This window comes from Bordetella hinzii LMG 13501 (assembly GCF_001548475.1).
GTDB lineage: Bacteria > Pseudomonadota > Gammaproteobacteria > Burkholderiales > Burkholderiaceae_B > Bordetella > Bordetella hinzii.
The window spans coordinates 91,168-106,547 of the sequence record NZ_LRUJ01000004.1; the positions used below are offsets into that span (position 1 = coordinate 91,168).

The window sequence follows — 15,380 nt, forward strand, 5'->3', positions numbered from 1 at the left end:
CATGGCCGACTACGCCCTCGACGTGCAAGGCCTGTGCGTGGACATCGACACTCCGGCCGGCGCCCTGCACGCCGTGCGCGACGTGTCCTTCCGGGTCAGGCCGGGCGAGACCCTGTGCCTGGTGGGCGAATCGGGTTGCGGCAAGTCCATGACCTCGCTGGCCATCATGGGCCTGCTGCCGCGCGCGGCCCGGCGCAGCGTGCGGCGGCTGGCGCTCATGGATGAGGACATCGGCCAGGCCGGCCGGCGGCGCGTGAATGCCCTGCGCGGCGCGCGCATGGCCATGGTCTTCCAGGAACCCATGACGGCGCTCAACCCGGCCTACACCATAGGCTCGCAACTGACCGAGCACTATCTGTATCACCGCCGGGCCAGCGCGGCCCAGGCCCGCGAGCGCGCCGCCGAGCTGCTGCACAAGGTGGGCATCGCCTCGGCCGGCGAGCGGCTGGCCCAATATCCCCACCAGCTCTCCGGCGGCCTGCGCCAGCGCGTCATGATCGCCATGGCGCTGATGTGCGGCCCCGAAGTGCTGATCGCCGATGAACCCAGCACCGCGCTGGATGTCACCATCCAGGCGCAGATCCTGCGGCTGCTGGCCGACCTGCAGGCCGAATTGGGCATCGCCATGGTGCTGATCACCCATGACCTCGGCGTGGTGGCGCGCATTGCCCATGAGGTCGCCGTGATGTATGCCGGCCAGATCGTCGAGCAAGGCCGCGCGGCCGATCTGTTCGCCGCGCCACGCCACCCCTACACCCGGGGCTTGTTGAGCTGTATCCCCGTGCCCGGCCGCAGCGTGCCGGGCTCGCAGCTGGGCACCATCCCGGGCGTGGTGCCGGCCCTGGTGGGTGAGTTGGCCGGCTGCGCCTTCGCCGACCGTTGCCGCCATGCCGGCGCGGCCTGCCGCGGCGCCATCCCCGTCCACGCCAATCCCGCAGGCCAGTCCTGGCGCTGCGTCCATACCGACTTCGAGGTGGCCGCATGACCCTGCCCCTGCTCCGCGCCAGCCAGGTGAGCCGGCGCTTTGACATCAGCGCTGGCATGTTCCGCGCGCGCCGCACCCTGCACGCCGTCAACGGCGTGGATCTCCAGGTCGAACGCGGCTCGGTGCTGGGCATCGTGGGCGAATCGGGCTGCGGCAAGTCCACCCTGGCCCGCCTGCTGCTGGGGCTGACCCCGCCCAGCGGCGGCAGCATCGAACTGGACGGCCAGGACATCCGCGGCCTGGACCGCCGCGCCATGGCGCGGCGCGTGCAGCCGGTTTTCCAGGATCCCTATTCCTCGCTCAACCCGCGCCGCAGCATCGCCTCCATCGTCTCGCTGCCGCTGGAGGTGCACGGCATCGACAATCCGCGCCAGCACAAGGCCATCGAAATGCTGGAGCGCGTCGGCCTGCCGCCGCGCCTGGCGCAGAATACGCCGGGCCAGCTGTCGGGCGGACAACGCCAGCGCGTGGCCATCGCGCGCGCCTTGGTCATGAAGCCGGATCTGGTCATCTGCGACGAGCCGACCTCGGCCCTGGACGTCTCCGTCCAGGCGCAGATCATGAACCTGCTGATGGCCCTGCGGCGCGATTTCAACCTCACCTATGTCTTCATCAGCCATAACCTGGCCGTGGTCGAACATATCGCCACCCACGTGGCGGTGATGTATCTCGGCCGGGTGGTCGAGTCCGCGCCTACGGCCGAACTCTATGCCCGTCCGCGCCACCCTTATACCCAGGCGCTGCTGGCCTCGGTGCTCACGCCCGAGCCCGGCCTGGGCATCCCCGACATGGGCCTGGGCCTGTCCTTTCCCGACCCGCTCAACCCGCCGGCCGGCTGTCCCTTCCATCCCCGCTGCCAGCACGCCACGCCCTCGTGCGCGCGCAGCCGTCCCGAACTGCGCGCCCACGAGGGCGCGCGCGTCGCCTGCCATCTTTATTCCGGAGCCCAGAACTCATGAGTCGCGAACAGGCTTTGCAACACGCCGCACAGTGTTTTGATTCCGGCGAATTCCAGCAGCTCCTGGCCCGCCGCATCGCCATCCCCACCGAAAGCCAGAACCCCGAACGCGCCGGCGAGCTGGCGCGCTATCTGGACGACGAGATGACGCCGGCCTTCCAGGCCATGGGCTTCGAATGCCGGCAGCTCACCCATCCCAAGGCGCGCGCGCCCTTTCTCTTTGCCCAGCGCATCGAGGACCCGGCCCGGCCCACCGTGCTGGGCTATGGCCACGGCGATGTGATACGCGGCCTGGAGCCGGAATGGCACGCGGGCCTGTCGCCCTGGACGCTCACCCCGCGCGACGGCCGCTGGTACGGCCGCGGCATCGCCGATAACAAGGGCCAGCACAGCGTCAATATGGAAGCCATGCGCAGCGTGCTGGCCACGCGCGGCAAGCTCGGCTTCAACGCCAAATACCTCATCGAAATGGGCGAAGAGACCGGCTCGCCCGGCCTGCGCGAACTCTGCGAGGCCCATCGCGAGCGCCTGGCCGCCGACCTGCTGATCGCCTCGGACGGCCCGCGGCTGGCGCCGGCGCGGCCCACCGTCTTCCTCGGCGCGCGCGGCAGCCTGAATTTCGACCTGAGCATCGAGGCGCGCGCCGGCGGCCATCATTCCGGCAACTGGGGCGGCCTGATTTCCAACCCCGGCATCCAGCTGGCCCACGCCATCGCCAGCCTGGTCTCGCCCACCGGCCAGATCCGCATCCCCGAATGGGTGCCGGCCAGCCTGCCGGACTCGGTGCGCCGCGCCCTGGCCGATTGCGAGGTCGACGGCGGCGCCGACGGCCCGCAGATCGAACCCGAGTGGGGAGAGCCCGGCCTGAGCCCGGCCGAACGGGTCTTCGGCTGGTGCTCCTTCGAGGTGCTGGCCTACAAGACCGGCAACCCCGAGACGCCCGTCAACGCCATCCCGCCGCGCGCCTGGGCGCGCTGCCAGCTGCGCTTCGTGGTCGGCGTGGACGCCGATGAACTCCTGCCCGCGCTGCGGCGCCACCTGGACCGCCAGGGCTTCCCGATGGTGCAGATCGCCACCACGCGCGAGACCATGTTCAAGGCCACGCGCATCGATCCGGACGACGACTGGGTGCGCTTCGCGGTGGACTCGCTGGCGCGCACCAGCGGCAAGAAGACCGCCGTGCTGCCCAACCTGGGCGGCTCCCTGCCCAACGACATCTTCACCGACGTGCTGGGCCTGAAAACCATCTGGGTGCCGCACTCCTACCCCGGCTGCTCGCAGCATGCGCCCAACGAACACCTGCCGCCCGAATTGCTGCGCGAAGGCCTGCTGGGCATGACGGGCCTGTACTGGGACCTGGGCGCGGCCGCTAACTGAAGCGGCCGATATGGAAGGGCTCGATCGGCACGCCGCTGTGGCCGCGGTCGATCAGTTCGGCCATGGTGTACCCCACGCCCGGTCCCAGCTGGAAGCCATGTCCGCAGAAGCCGAAGGCATAGAACAGGCCCGGCACCTTGGCGCTGGGCCCCATGATGGGCACATCGTCCGGCATGTAGCCTTCTATCCCGCTCCAGACCCGGATGATGCTCAACCGCCTGAGCGCCGGAATGATGCGTTCGAGCTGCACGAACTGCTTGAGCGGGCTATCGGGCAGCACATAGGCGCGGCGCGCATCGGGATAGGCCGGGCCGCGCGCGCAGCCTCCCATGACGATGTTGCCGCGCTTGACCTGGCGAAAATAGAACACCTCCTCGATGGAACTCGAGGTCGCTCCCACCACCGGCTCCAGGCAATACGGCACGGGCTCGGTCACCGCCATCTGGGGCCCATGCACCGCGATGGGCACGGGCTCGCCGAATTGCGCCGACAATTGATTGCCCCATGCGCCTGCGGTAATCAGCAGCGCCGGCGCGCGGTACTGCCGGCCGTCCACGCTGGTGGCAAGAAAGCCGCCGCCCGAGCGTTCCACTTGCGCCACCTCGATGTTCTCGACCACCTCGGCGCCGGCCCGCGCGGCGGCGCGCGCGAAAGCGGGCGCCGCCAGGCGGGGGTTGGCATGGCCGTCACGCGCCGAGTACGATACCGCGACCACCTCGGGGCCCAGATACGGAAAGCGCGACCGCATCGCCTCGCCGCGCAGCATCTCCAGTTCCAGATCGTAGGCCCGCGCATCGCGCGCATAGGTCTCCAGCCGGTCGGCCTCTTCCTGGCCGTAGCAGACTCGGATATGCCCCGACGGCAGGAACTCCACGTCATGGCCGATCAACTCGGGCAGGCGGCCCCAGATCTCGCGCGAGCGGTTGGCCAAGGGCAGTTGCCCGAGGAAACGTCCCTGGCGGCGCACATTGCCGAAGTTCGTGCCGCTGGCCTGCTGGCCCACCAGGCCGCGCTCCAGCAAGGTCACTGACTTGCCGCGCTGGCGCAAGAAAAAGGCCGCCGATGCGCCCATGAGGCCACCGCCGACGATAAGGACTTCGGATTCGTTCTTCATGGTTGGGCCTGGCGGGTCGTGGCGGGCAGGGGTTTGACGGGCGCCTGGGTACGCAGGCGCCCGACATCGCGGATATCGACCGCCGCGGCGGCGGCGACGATTTCGGCGCCGGCGTGGCCGCAATAGCGGCCCTGGCAACGGCCCATACCCACCCGGCTGAAGGCTTTGGCGCGATTGGCTTCGCGCGCGCCTTCCTCGCTGACCACGCGGCGCAGCTCGCCGGCGCTGATGCCCTCACAGCGGCAGACCACGGCCCGATCGGGCAGCGAAGCCGCCGACGCATGCGGCCAGGGGAAGGCCCGCGCGATACCCTGACGAAAGCGCTCCATGCGCGCCAGCACGCGCAGCAAGGCCCGTGCGCGCCCCTCGTCGATCTCGCGCCCCAGGTCCTTGAGCACAGCCAGCGCGGCCAGCTCGCCCGAGGCCTCGGCGCCGTCGGCGCCCTGCAAGCGGACGCCATCGCCGGCCAGATAGACGCCCGCCACCGACGCGCGTCCCCAGGGGTCGATCCGCGGCAGCCACTGGCGGCTGGCCTCGTCGAAACGGAAGGGGCAGCGCAACAGGTCGGCCAGCTGGGTTTCGGCGCGCAGGTGATAGCCCATGGCCACCGCGTCGCAGCGCAGTTCGCGCGTAGCGCCCGATGCCTCACGCAAGAGCAGGCCGTTCACGCCTCCCGCATCCTCGCCCAGCACCTCGAGCACCTGGGCGCCCTGGTAGACCGGCACGCCGCGCAAAGCGCCCATCAACGCCAGGCCTTTCTTCAGCACATCGGGCCGCGCCAACATGCCGGGCAGGCCGCGCCAGAGATCGGCGCGGCGCGAGGTGTCGACCACGGCCGCCACTTGGGCGCCCGCCTTGCGGTATTGCGCGGCCACCAGGTAGAGCAAAGGCCCCGTGCCCATGAAGACCACCTTTTCGCCGATGGCGCAGGCCTGGGACTTGAGCGCGATCTGCGCGCCGCCCAGGCTGTAGCAGCCGGCGCGATGCCAACCCGTCACCGGCATCAGGCGATCGGTCGCCCCGGAGCAGATCACAGCGGCATCGAAGGCCAGATCCCGGCTATGTCCAGCGTGCAGCAGATGCAGCCGTCCCGGGCTGGCGTTCCACACCAGCGTCTCGGATTCGTACTGAATCGCGCCGCGCAAGGCATCGAAGGTCTGGTGCAGGGCCTGGGCCCGCGAGGCCTCGGTGCCATAAAGGGCGGCGTAACCCCGCTTGAAGCCCTCGGGTTGGCGCCGATAGATCTGCCCGCCGTCGCGCAGGCCTTCGTCGATCACCACCGGGCGCAGCCCCGCCCGCACCAGCGCCTGGGCGCAACGCACGCCGGCCGGACCGGCGCCCACCACGGCCACGGTCTTCATAGCAGCGCCGGCATGGCGGTGTAGACCGCCAGCCCCTCGGTCACGGGCGTGCTGCAGGCGCGCACGCGCTCGCCCTGCGCCGTCCAGACGCTGCAATCCTGACAAGCGCCCATGAGACAGAAGCCCGCGCGGTCTTCGCCACCGAATTCGGCGCGGCGCAGCATTGCGCCCTGGGTCAGCAGGGCCACCAGCAAGGTGTCGCCAGTCAGGGCCTGGGCCGGCCGGCCATCGACGGAAAAGTTCACTGGGGCTCGGTCGGTCTCGGCCAGCCGGCGGAATCTCGCAATCATGAATCGGACCTCGGCATGAGGAGACGGGGTTTCAGACCCGCCAAAGAATTTTCAATATATTGGTTGTATCACGGCCAAATTTCATCTAGGGAACACCCTAATACGGGGAAATTGGGATTTCGTTGACCGTAATTTCAATATGATGAATACTTTCCCGGCGACTTTTCAATCAGGACCATCACGATCATGGCTTATCGAGTGGGAGTGGACATCGGGGGCTCGTTCACGGACTTTGCGGTCCTGGATGCGGCGGACAACACCATCCGGACCCTGAAGGTGCTATCGCGTCCGGACCAGCCCGGCGCGGAGGTCATCCAGGGCCTGGGCATACTGGGCGAACGCGATGGCATCGCGCCGGCTGAGGTGGAATATTTCACGCATGGCACCACGGTGGGCGTGAACACCGTCATTCAACGCAGCGGCGCCCGCCTGGCGCTGTTCACCACGCGCAACTTCGAGGACGTGCTGGAACTGGCCCGCCTGAAGATGCCCAATTTCCACAACCTCTATGCCCGTCGGCCCGCGCCGCTGGTCTCGCGCGACCGCGTCTTTCCGGTCGACGAGCGCATCGACGCCAGCGGCGCCGTCCTGCAGGCCATCGATGAGGCCAGCCTGCGCCAGGCGCTGCGGGGTGCGCGCGAGGCCCGCTGCGAGGGCATCGTGCTGGCGTTCTTGCATGCCTACCGCAATCCGGCCAATGAGGCCGCCGCGCGCGCCCTGCTGCAGGAATGGGCCCCCGAGATGCCGGTCTGCGCGGCCAGCGAAATCTGGCCCATCATCCGCGAATATGAACGCACGGTCACGGCCTGCATCAGCGGCTATGTGCAGCCCAAGGTCGCGCACTATCTGACGGCCTTCGAGCAGGCGCTGTCCGGGCTGGGTGTGCCGGCCGCGCCGCATATCACCAAGTCCAATGGCGGCGTGATGGGCGTGGAGCAGGCCAAGTCGGAATGCGTGCAGATGATTTTGTCGGGCACGGCTTCGGGCGTGATCGGCGCGGGCTTCCTGGCCCAGGCCACCGGCCTGGGCAAAATCCTGAGCCTGGACATCGGCGGCACCAGCGCCGACGTGGCGGTGATCGTCGATGGCCAGGCCGAGTACGGCAGCGGCGAGCTGATCGGCGAGTTCCAGATCCATATCCCCTCGATCTCCGTCACCTCCATCGGCCAGGGCGGCGGCTCCATCGCCTGGGTGGACGAGCTGGGCATCCTCAAGGTCGGCCCCGAAAGCGCGGGTTCGCGCCCCGGGCCGGCCTGTTTCGGCAAAGGCGGCACGCGCCCGGCCGTTACCGACGCCTTTGCCGTCTGCGGCTGGATCGGCCATACCGACCTGGGCTACAACGCCGTGCAGGTCGATGCCGAGCGCGCCCGCCAGGCCATCGCCCCCCTGGCCGGGCACTTCGGCACCACCGTCGAGGAGACCGCCGAGGACATCATCCGCATTGCGGTCTCCGGCATGTTCGCCGACACCAGTGGACTGGTCTCGCGGTTCGGGATCGACCCGCGCGAATTCCATTTCCTCGCCTTCGGCGGCGCCGGGCCCATGATGGCCTGCTACCTGGCACGCGAAATCAACGTCAAGGGCGTGGCCGTGCCGCCGACACCGGGCGTCTTGAGCGCGCTGGGAGGCCTGATCGCCGACCTGAAGAACGACTTCATCCGCACCATCTATCGCCCGCTGAGCGATGAAACCCTGCCGCTGTTGCGCCAGGCGCTGCAGGAGCTGCAGGCGCGGGCCCGCGCCTGGCTGTACGACGACCAGGGTTTTCGCGGCGAAAGCCGCCTGAGCTGCTCGGCCGACATGCGTTACCGGGGTCAGTCGTATGAGATCGACACGCCCATCGAACCGGAATGGCTGCTCGAAGGCCAGGCCGAACGCCTGGCCCAGGCCTTCCACGAACAGCACCGGCGCCTCTTCGGACACAGCGACAGCGACACTGAAGTGCAGATCATCAATCTGCGGCTGGTGATCGCCGGCGCCACGCCCAAGCCGCGGCTGCTGCCCCTGGCCGCCGCGCGGGCGCCGGCCGAGCCTCGCGGCCGCACCCGCGTGCATGTCGACGGCACCTGGCGCGAAGTGCCTGTCTATCACCGCGAAGACCTGCGCGCCGGCCACGCCTTCGAGGGGCCGGCCATCATTGCCCAGGCCGATTGCACCACCTGCGTGCTGCCGGACATGGGCGTGCAGGTCGACGCCTACGGCAACCTGGTGATCTCCGTCCATCCCGCCTGAAGCCCAGAGGAAACCGCAATGGCTATCGACCGCCGCAATCTGCAGGTCCTGGCGAACTACTGCTCGGCCGCCGCCGACGCCATGGCCTACACCCTGATGCGCACCGCGCACTCGACTTTCGTCAAGGAGACGGAAGATTTCTCCTGCGCCATCGTGACCGACACCGGCCTGTGCTTCGCCAACCCGCGCAGCTACGGAGCGCCCTGGTACAGCGGCATCGACTACGGTCCGGTGCTGCGCATGATCGATGACTACGAAGAAGGCGATATCTGCATCACCAACGACTCCTATAGCGGCAACGTCGCCACGCACTCGCCCGACCTGCACATCTGGAAGCCGGTCTTCCACGAAGGCAAGCTGGCCTGCTTCGTGGTCGGCCATATCCATAACACCGACGTCGGCGGCGCGGTGCCGGCCTCGCTGTCGCGCACGCTCACGGAGATTGTGCAAGAAGGCTTGCGCGTGCCGCCGCTGAAGATCGTCCGGGCCGGCGTGCTCAATGAGGAGGTCGCCGCCATCATGCGCCTGAACGTGCGCGCGCCAGACCAGAACTGGGGCGACTTCAAGGCCCAGCTGGCTTCGGTGAACATCGGTGAGCGCAAGATCAAGGAGATCATCGATCGTTTCGGCTTCGACGGGTTCAAGGAGGGGGCCTTGGCCATCCTCGACTACGCCGAGAACCAGGCGCGCAACATCATCCGCGATATCCCCGATGGCGACTACTTCTTTGCCGACTATGCCGACGAAGACGGCGACGGCGGCCATCCCTGCCGCGTGGCGCTGACGCTGCGAGTGCGTGGCGAAGAGGTCGAGCTGGACTACAGCGGCAGCGATCCGCAGCTGGCCTCCTCGCTCAACATCCCGACCGGCGGACGCGAGCGCCACCCGCTCACCCTGGTGGGCCTGACCTATGTGCTGGTCACGCTGGACCCCAGGCTGTGGCTCAATGCCGGCACGCTGCGCGTGGCGCGCGCCATCCTGCCCAAGGGCTCGGTGGTCAATTGCGAAGCGCCGGCCGCGGTGGGCATGCGCTCGCTCACCTGCATGATCACCCAGGTCGTGACCTTCGGCGCATTTTCGCTGGCGCTGCCCGAGCGCATGCCGGTCACCGCGCCAGGCGGCAATGCCATCATGAACGTCAAAACTCAGGATCGCGAAGACCGCAGCGTCATGGCTTCCATCGGCCCGGTGGGCGGCGGCGGCGGCGCCACGCCGATCTCCGACGGCCCCGAAGGCTGCGGAGGTGCCTCGGCCTTCCTGAAGAACACGCCCATCGAGATCACCGAGGCCGAAGTGCCCATCCATTTCCTGCGTTACGGGCTGTGGCCGGACTCGGGAGGCCCGGGCAAGTTCCGCGGCGGCATGTCCACCGTCATGGAATTCCGCGTCTCCTCGCCCAATACCGTGGTCACCGCGCGCAACCGCAACCGTTCGCGTTTCGCCTCCTGGGGCGTGCGGGGCGGCCGCAGCGGCATCCTGTCCACCTTCACCAAGAACCCCGGCACGCCCGAGGCGCTGGAGCTGGGCAATATCGATGTCGTGGCCTGCGATCCGGGCGATGTCATCCGCGTCATCGGACCGGGAGCCGGCGGTTATGGCGATCCTTTGCAGCGCGATACGCGCCGCGTGCGGGAGGATGTCGCCAGCGGCCTGGTATCCATCGGTCAGGCCCGCGAATCCTACGGCGTCGTGCTCGATGAGCGCGGCGACGTCGATGAAACGGCCACCGCGGCCCTGCGCTCACAATTGGCGCGCCAGACGCCCGCCGGCGACGCCCACTTCGATCACGGCACGGCGCGGCAGGCCTTCGAATCGCTCTGGACCCGCGAGCGCTACGACATGCTCACCCGCTTTCTGGCCAGCGCGCCCATCGCCTGGCGCCACTACCTCAAACGCAAGGTCTTCGACGCCGTGCAGGCCGGAGAATATGCGGACGACCCCAGGCAGATGCAGCATATCTTCACCGCGCTGGCCGACAAGTACGCCACCCTGTCCCTGAACCGCCACGCCGCGGAGCCGCAATGAGCACGACGTTGGATTTCCAACCCGCGGACCTGGCGCGAGCCGAAGGGCATTACATCGGCGGACGCCATGTCGGCGCGGCCGAAACGCTGGAGGTGCTGCGACCCTGCGACGGGCAGCCGCTGGGCCGCATCGCCCTGGCCGACGAGAGCACGGTGGATTTCGCCGTGCAGGACGCCCGGCGGGCCTGGACGGCCAGCGGCTGGGGCCACAGCGCGCCACGCGAGCGCGCGCGTGTGCTCAACCGGTGGGCCGACCTCATCGACCGGCACGCGGTCGAACTCGGGCAGTTGGAGGCCGCGGCCTCGACCCGCCCCGTCAGCGAAGCCGTGCACGGTGATGTCCCGTTTACCGCCGAAGCCATCCGCTTCTTCGCCGAGCTGGCCGACAAGGTCGGCGGCGACGTCGCCGCCACCCGGCAGGACAGCCTGGGCATGATCGTGCCCGAGCCCTATGGCGTGGTCGCGGCCATCGCCCCCTGGAACTTCCCATTGTCCATGGCCTCCTGGAAATGCGGGCCCGCGCTGGCCGCAGGCAACGCCGTGGTGCTCAAGCCCTCCGAGTTGACGCCCTACTCCACCTTGCGCCTGGCCGAATTGGCGGTGGAAGCCGGCCTGCCCGAGGGCGTGTTCAATGTCATCAACGGCCGCGGCCCGCAGGCTGGCGGCGCTCTGACGCGCCATCCCCTGGTGGGCAAGATTTCGTTCACCGGCTCGACCCGGACCGGCGGCGCCATCATGAGCGAGGCCGGCCGGCACGGCGCGCGCCCCATGACACTGGAGCTGGGAGGCAAAAGCCCCCAGCTGGTTTTCGAAGATGTCCCCGACCTGGCCCACGTCGCGCGCTGTGTGGCGCGCGGTTTCACGGCCAACGGCGGTCAGGCCTGCGTGGCCGGCACCCGCCTCATCGTGCACCGCCGGCTGGCCCGGGACCTGGTCGAGGCCGTGCTGGCCGAGCTGCAAAGCATCGCGCCGGGTCCCACCTGGGTGGCCGCGACGGCCTACAGCCCCATCATCAGCAGCGCCCAGGCCGACCGCATCGCGCGCATCGTGCACGACGCCCAGGCCCAGGGCGCGCGCCTGCTGACCGGCGGTGCCCGATTCGCGGATCATCCGGCCTTCTACCGCCCCACGGTGCTCGACGGCGTGCGGCCCGGCATGGATGTCCTACGCGAAGAGGTCTTCGGACCCGTGCTGACGGTGCAGACCTTCGAGACGGAGGCTGAAGGGCTGGCGCTGGCCGACCATCCGGTCTACGGCCTGGCCGCCGGCGTGCATACGCGCGACATCGGCCAGGCATTGCGCGCCGCCCGCCGCCTGGAAGCCGGCACGGTCTGGATCAACCGCTATGGCCGCAGCGGCGACATGATCATGCCCACGGGCGGCTTCAAGGGCTCGGGCATAGGCAAGGACCTGGGCCGCCAGGCCATGGAAGCCAGCCTGCGCTACAAGAGCGTGCTGGTGGATTTCGATGCGGCCTGACGGGCGGCCTCAGAGGTGGATCACGGGACGCTCGGTATTCATGATCCACAGCAGACGCGCTGGGGTGTCCGTGGGATTGGATACCCCGTGCGGAATGGCGCTGGAGAACTGAAAGCTATCGCCCACGTTGAGAATGGCTTCGCGGTTGGCCAGCACCAGGGAGATAGTGCCTTCCAGCACCATGCCAGCCTTCTCCCCGCGCCCGAGCAGGACCTCTTCGGAACGCGAGTGCGGCGGAATCAGGATGACCATGAATTGCAGGTCATGGTCGCCTGGCGGCGAGAGCAATTCCTTCAGAAGGCCATTGGGGCCGACGCGAAAGCGTGGACGCTGGTCCGCGCGCCGCACGAAATCCGGCACCTGGGGCGGCACCGGCGCGGGGCCGGTCGTACCCTCGCCCTCGAGCAGCGCGGACAGCGGCACGTGCAGGGCCGTGCGCAGCTTCTCGAGCACGCGGATGGAAGGATTGGCCTGGTCGCGCTCGATCTGGCTGATCATCCCCACCGACACATCGGCCAGCTCGGCCAGGGTCTTCAAGGAAAGATTCAGGTCGCGCCGCAGGCGGCGCAGGCGGCTGCCGACAGTGCCGGCCGGCTCGGGAGGAGTCTCTTGAGTGTTTTTTCGTGCCATAGGTTTCTGGTAGCGTGGCGGGTTGCACGTCAGAGCATCGTATGCGGATAGCAATCCGGACTCAGGCGGTATTGAGCTTGGCAATGCCGTAATAACGATTGACCAACAGCAGCACCAGCACCGAAAGCAGCATCTGTACCGTGCTGATGGCCGCGATGGAGGGATCGAACTGGTTCTGCATATAACTCAGCATCACCACCGGCAGGGTATTGGTGGTGGCCGTACCGAAGAAGAAAGAGATCGGCAGATTATCCAATGAAGTCAGCACCGCGAACACCGCGCCGGCGAAGATGCCCGGCTTGACCAGCGGCAGCGTGACATGGCGCAACACCTGCCAGCGGTTGCCTCCCAGCACGGCGGCGGCCTCCTCCAGATCGGGCGACATGGAGCGGTAGACCGACAGCACCGTGCGGGTGATGTAGGGAATGGCCAACACGGTATGCGCGATCAGCAGCGACAGGAAAGACACCCCGTGGATCAGGGCGGACAGGAAGTACAGCAGGGAAAAACCCAGCACCACGGCCGGAATCGAGATCGGCGCCAGCAAAAAAGCCGACAGGCCGGCCGCCAGGCGCCCGGGCGAACGCGCCAGGGCCAGCGCGCCGGGCACGCCGATCAGCACCCCGGCGGCCGCCGAAGCGATGGCCAGCTTGATGCTCACCAGCAACGAATCCAAAAAAGGCCTGTATTCGATGATGCGCTGATACCAGCGCCACGAATAGCCTTCCAGCGGAAAGGCGATGAACGAGGCCGACGTGAAAGACACCACCACCACCAGCACGATGGGGCCCAGGATGAACAGCACGAAGAGCGCCACATAGGCTCCCAGCAGCCATTTTTCCAGCGAGTGCGCGCGACGGCGCCGCGTCAGGCTCATGTCTTCACTCCTTTGCGTCGGATAAACCGCAACTGCGCGGCCAGGCAGAGCAAGGCCGCCACCAGCAGCACATTGCCCATGGCGCTGGCGAACAGGGTGTCCTGGGTGAGATTGAACTGCTGGTAGATCAACAGGGGCAGTGTCACCACCTTGCCGCCGCCCAAGAGCAGCATGGTCACGAAGCTGCCATTGGTCAGCACGAAGACGAGGATGCAACCCGTGGCCACGCCATCCAGACTCAGCGGCAGGGTGACACGGAAGAAGGCCCCCAGCTTGGTCGCCCCCAACACCCGGGCCGACTCCTCCAGGCGCGCGTCGATGCCGCGCAGCACGGCCGCGATGGACAGCACCATGAAAGGGATGAGCACATGCACCAGGCCGATGTAGACGGCGATAGGCTGGCGCGCCAGGTCCATGGGCCGCTCGATCAGCCCGCTGGAGAGCAGGAACTGATTGAGCAGCCCCGTGCGCGACAACAGGACCTGCCAGCCGAAGGTGCGCATGATGACCGAGGTCAAGAGCGGCGTGATCAGGCAGAACAGGATAAGCGCGTTCCATTTTCCGGCATGTCGCACCATGAAATAGGCCACCGGATAGCCCAGCAGCAGGCAGGCCAGCGTCACCACCAGGCTGACCCGCAACGTCTCGCCCAGCACGCCCAGGTAATAGATATCCGTGAAGAGCTTGCCGTAGTAGAACCAATAGCCCTGGCTGTCGCCGCCCATGCCGCGCAGGAAATTGCCCGCCAGGGGCAGGACGAAAAAGACCACCAGGAAGATCACCGCCGGCAGGGCCCAGAGCGGGCGGATCAGGACATAGGGCCTGCGCTTGCGCGCGGTCGCCCGGCGCTGCGGCAGCGCCACGGATGGCTGGCCGCCCATCATTCGCGGGCCTCGTTGAGGACCACGGCGGAATGGGCGTCCCAGGTCAGGGCCACGTTCTCGCCCACACCGGCCACCGGGCTGTGCGCCTGGTGGTAGACAAAGACCGGCTGGCCGCGGCCGGCCACGTCCATTTCGTAGGCATAGTGGCTGCCCCGGAAGATCACCGCCCTCACCTTGGCGGACAGCTCGCCCTGCTGGGCCAGCCGGATGCGCTCGGGCCGCACCGCCACCTGCACGCGCGCGCCGCGGTCGGGCACGCTGCCGGCGGCATCGACCGGCAACAGCCGGCCCGGAGCGATGTCCAGCTGGACCGCCGGATTGCCATCGCCGTCGGCGCCGAAGACGCCCTCGAAGATGTTAGAGGTGCCCAGGAACTCCGACACAAAGCGTGTCAAGGGCCGCGCATAGACCTCGCGCGGCGCGCCGATCTGCACAATGCGCCCGGCGGACATCACCGCCACCCGGTCGCTCATGGTCACGGCCTCTTCCTGGTCGTGCGTGACCATGACCGAAGTGATGCCCAGGCGCTGCTGCAGGGCGCGCAACTCGAACTGCATGCCTTCGCGCAGATTCTTGTCCAAGGCGCCCAGCGGCTCGTCGAGCAGGAGCACGGCGGGGTTGGTCACCAGCGCGCGCGCCAGCGCGATACGCTGCTGCTGGCCGCCCGAGAGCTGGTGGATCTGCCTGTCCTCGTAGCCGCCCAGGCGCACCAGGTCCAGCATTTCGCGCACCCGGGCCGCCTGGTCGGCGCGGCTCATCCGCCGCATCTTCAGGCCAAAGGCGATGTTCTCGCCCACCGTCATATGGGGAAAAAGGCTGTAGTTCTGGAACACCATGCCCAATCCACGCCGATTGGGCGGCAGATCGGTGACATCGCGGCCGTCGATATGGACCGAGCCCGTATCGGGCGTCTCGAAGCCCGCCAGAATGCGCAGGGTCGTCGTCTTGCCGCAGCCCGAGGGGCCCAACAAGGCGATCAGCTCGCCGCCCTCGACCCGCAAATCGAGCGGACTAAGGGCCTGGGCCGCGCCGAAGCGCTTGCTGATCTGGATAAGTTCAACCGGGGAAGGCTTCATGGTCGCACGCCGAAAACGAGTGAACAACGATGAGAAATTTACAATAAATTGAAATTTCCACAAGCCTTAGCGACTAAGGGCTTTCACTAGCGA

General features: G+C 68.0%; 13 protein-coding genes. 6 read left to right on the forward strand and 7 right to left on the reverse strand.

Annotation, left to right across the window (positions count from 1 at the left end; genetic code table 11):
* The first annotated feature begins 1 nt into the window (after position 1).
* Genes AXA74_RS04135 through AXA74_RS04145 form a run of 3 tightly spaced genes read left to right on the forward strand, consistent with a single transcriptional unit; the run spans position 2 to position 3,320 of the window.
* Positions 2-985 (forward strand): ABC transporter ATP-binding protein, encoded by a 984-nt coding sequence (locus tag AXA74_RS04135; RefSeq protein WP_029578466.1) that lies wholly within the window; start codon positions 2-4, stop codon positions 983-985.
* Complete coding sequence (locus AXA74_RS04140) at positions 982-1,944, forward strand: ABC transporter ATP-binding protein (RefSeq protein WP_032954823.1); 963 nt, start codon at positions 982-984, stop codon at positions 1,942-1,944. Before AXA74_RS04135 ends, AXA74_RS04140 begins: the two co-directional genes overlap by 4 nt.
* On the forward strand, positions 1,941-3,320 hold the full coding sequence (locus AXA74_RS04145) for a M20 family metallopeptidase (protein WP_032977843.1): 1,380 nt from the start codon (positions 1,941-1,943) through the stop codon (positions 3,318-3,320). Before AXA74_RS04140 ends, AXA74_RS04145 begins: the two co-directional genes overlap by 4 nt.
* On the opposite strand, the gene AXA74_RS04150 is transcribed toward AXA74_RS04145, so the two are convergent.
* Genes AXA74_RS04150 through AXA74_RS04160 form a run of 3 tightly spaced genes read right to left on the reverse strand, consistent with a single transcriptional unit; the run spans position 3,313 to position 6,085 of the window.
* Positions 3,313-4,434: an NAD(P)/FAD-dependent oxidoreductase gene (locus tag AXA74_RS04150; protein WP_032961224.1), complete on the reverse strand. Its 1,122-nt coding sequence runs from the start codon at positions 4,432-4,434 to the stop codon at positions 3,313-3,315. The two genes, AXA74_RS04145 and AXA74_RS04150, sit on opposite strands and share 8 nt — an antisense overlap.
* Positions 4,431-5,795 (reverse strand): FAD/NAD(P)-dependent oxidoreductase, encoded by a 1,365-nt coding sequence (locus AXA74_RS04155; RefSeq protein ID WP_032977846.1) that lies wholly within the window; start codon positions 5,793-5,795, stop codon positions 4,431-4,433. Before AXA74_RS04155 ends, AXA74_RS04150 begins: the two co-directional genes overlap by 4 nt.
* Entirely contained in the window at positions 5,792-6,085 is a 294-nt protein-coding gene (locus AXA74_RS04160) for a (2Fe-2S)-binding protein (protein WP_032961219.1), read from the reverse strand. The genes AXA74_RS04155 and AXA74_RS04160 overlap by 4 nt, the downstream gene beginning before the upstream one ends.
* A 186-nt stretch (positions 6,086-6,271) precedes the next feature.
* Between AXA74_RS04160 and AXA74_RS04165 the strand changes: the two genes are divergently transcribed.
* From AXA74_RS04165 to AXA74_RS04175, 3 genes are read left to right on the forward strand one after another with little or no spacing between them, the layout of a single operon-like run.
* The gene (locus tag AXA74_RS04165) at positions 6,272-8,317 is read left to right on the forward strand and encodes a hydantoinase/oxoprolinase family protein (RefSeq protein WP_032961216.1); all 2,046 of its coding nucleotides are present in this window, start codon (positions 6,272-6,274) and stop codon (positions 8,315-8,317) included.
* A gap of 18 nt (positions 8,318-8,335) precedes the next feature.
* Positions 8,336-10,342, forward strand: coding sequence for a hydantoinase B/oxoprolinase family protein (locus AXA74_RS04170; RefSeq protein WP_032961214.1), 2,007 nt, complete (start codon positions 8,336-8,338; stop codon positions 10,340-10,342).
* Positions 10,339-11,820, forward strand: coding sequence for an aldehyde dehydrogenase family protein (locus AXA74_RS04175; protein ID WP_032971125.1), 1,482 nt, complete (start codon positions 10,339-10,341; stop codon positions 11,818-11,820). The genes AXA74_RS04170 and AXA74_RS04175 overlap by 4 nt, the downstream gene beginning before the upstream one ends.
* Positions 11,821-11,829: 9 nt before the next feature.
* On the opposite strand, the gene AXA74_RS04180 is transcribed toward AXA74_RS04175, so the two are convergent.
* From AXA74_RS04180 to AXA74_RS04195, 4 genes are all read right to left on the reverse strand, one after another.
* Positions 11,830-12,450 (reverse strand): helix-turn-helix domain-containing protein, encoded by a 621-nt coding sequence (locus AXA74_RS04180; RefSeq protein WP_032961208.1) that lies wholly within the window; start codon positions 12,448-12,450, stop codon positions 11,830-11,832.
* Positions 12,451-12,511: 61 nt separating this feature from the next.
* On the reverse strand, positions 12,512-13,327 hold the full coding sequence (locus AXA74_RS04185) for an ABC transporter permease (protein WP_051593905.1): 816 nt from the start codon (positions 13,325-13,327) through the stop codon (positions 12,512-12,514).
* On the reverse strand, positions 13,324-14,211 hold the full coding sequence (locus tag AXA74_RS04190) for an ABC transporter permease (RefSeq protein WP_230584595.1): 888 nt from the start codon (positions 14,209-14,211) through the stop codon (positions 13,324-13,326). Before AXA74_RS04190 ends, AXA74_RS04185 begins: the two co-directional genes overlap by 4 nt.
* Positions 14,208-15,287 carry an ABC transporter ATP-binding protein gene (locus tag AXA74_RS04195; RefSeq protein ID WP_032977849.1) on the reverse strand — a complete coding sequence of 360 codons (1,080 nt, stop codon included), beginning with the start codon at positions 15,285-15,287 and terminating at the stop codon, positions 14,208-14,210. The genes AXA74_RS04190 and AXA74_RS04195 overlap by 4 nt, the downstream gene beginning before the upstream one ends.
* Between the last annotated feature and the right edge of the window lie 93 nt (positions 15,288-15,380).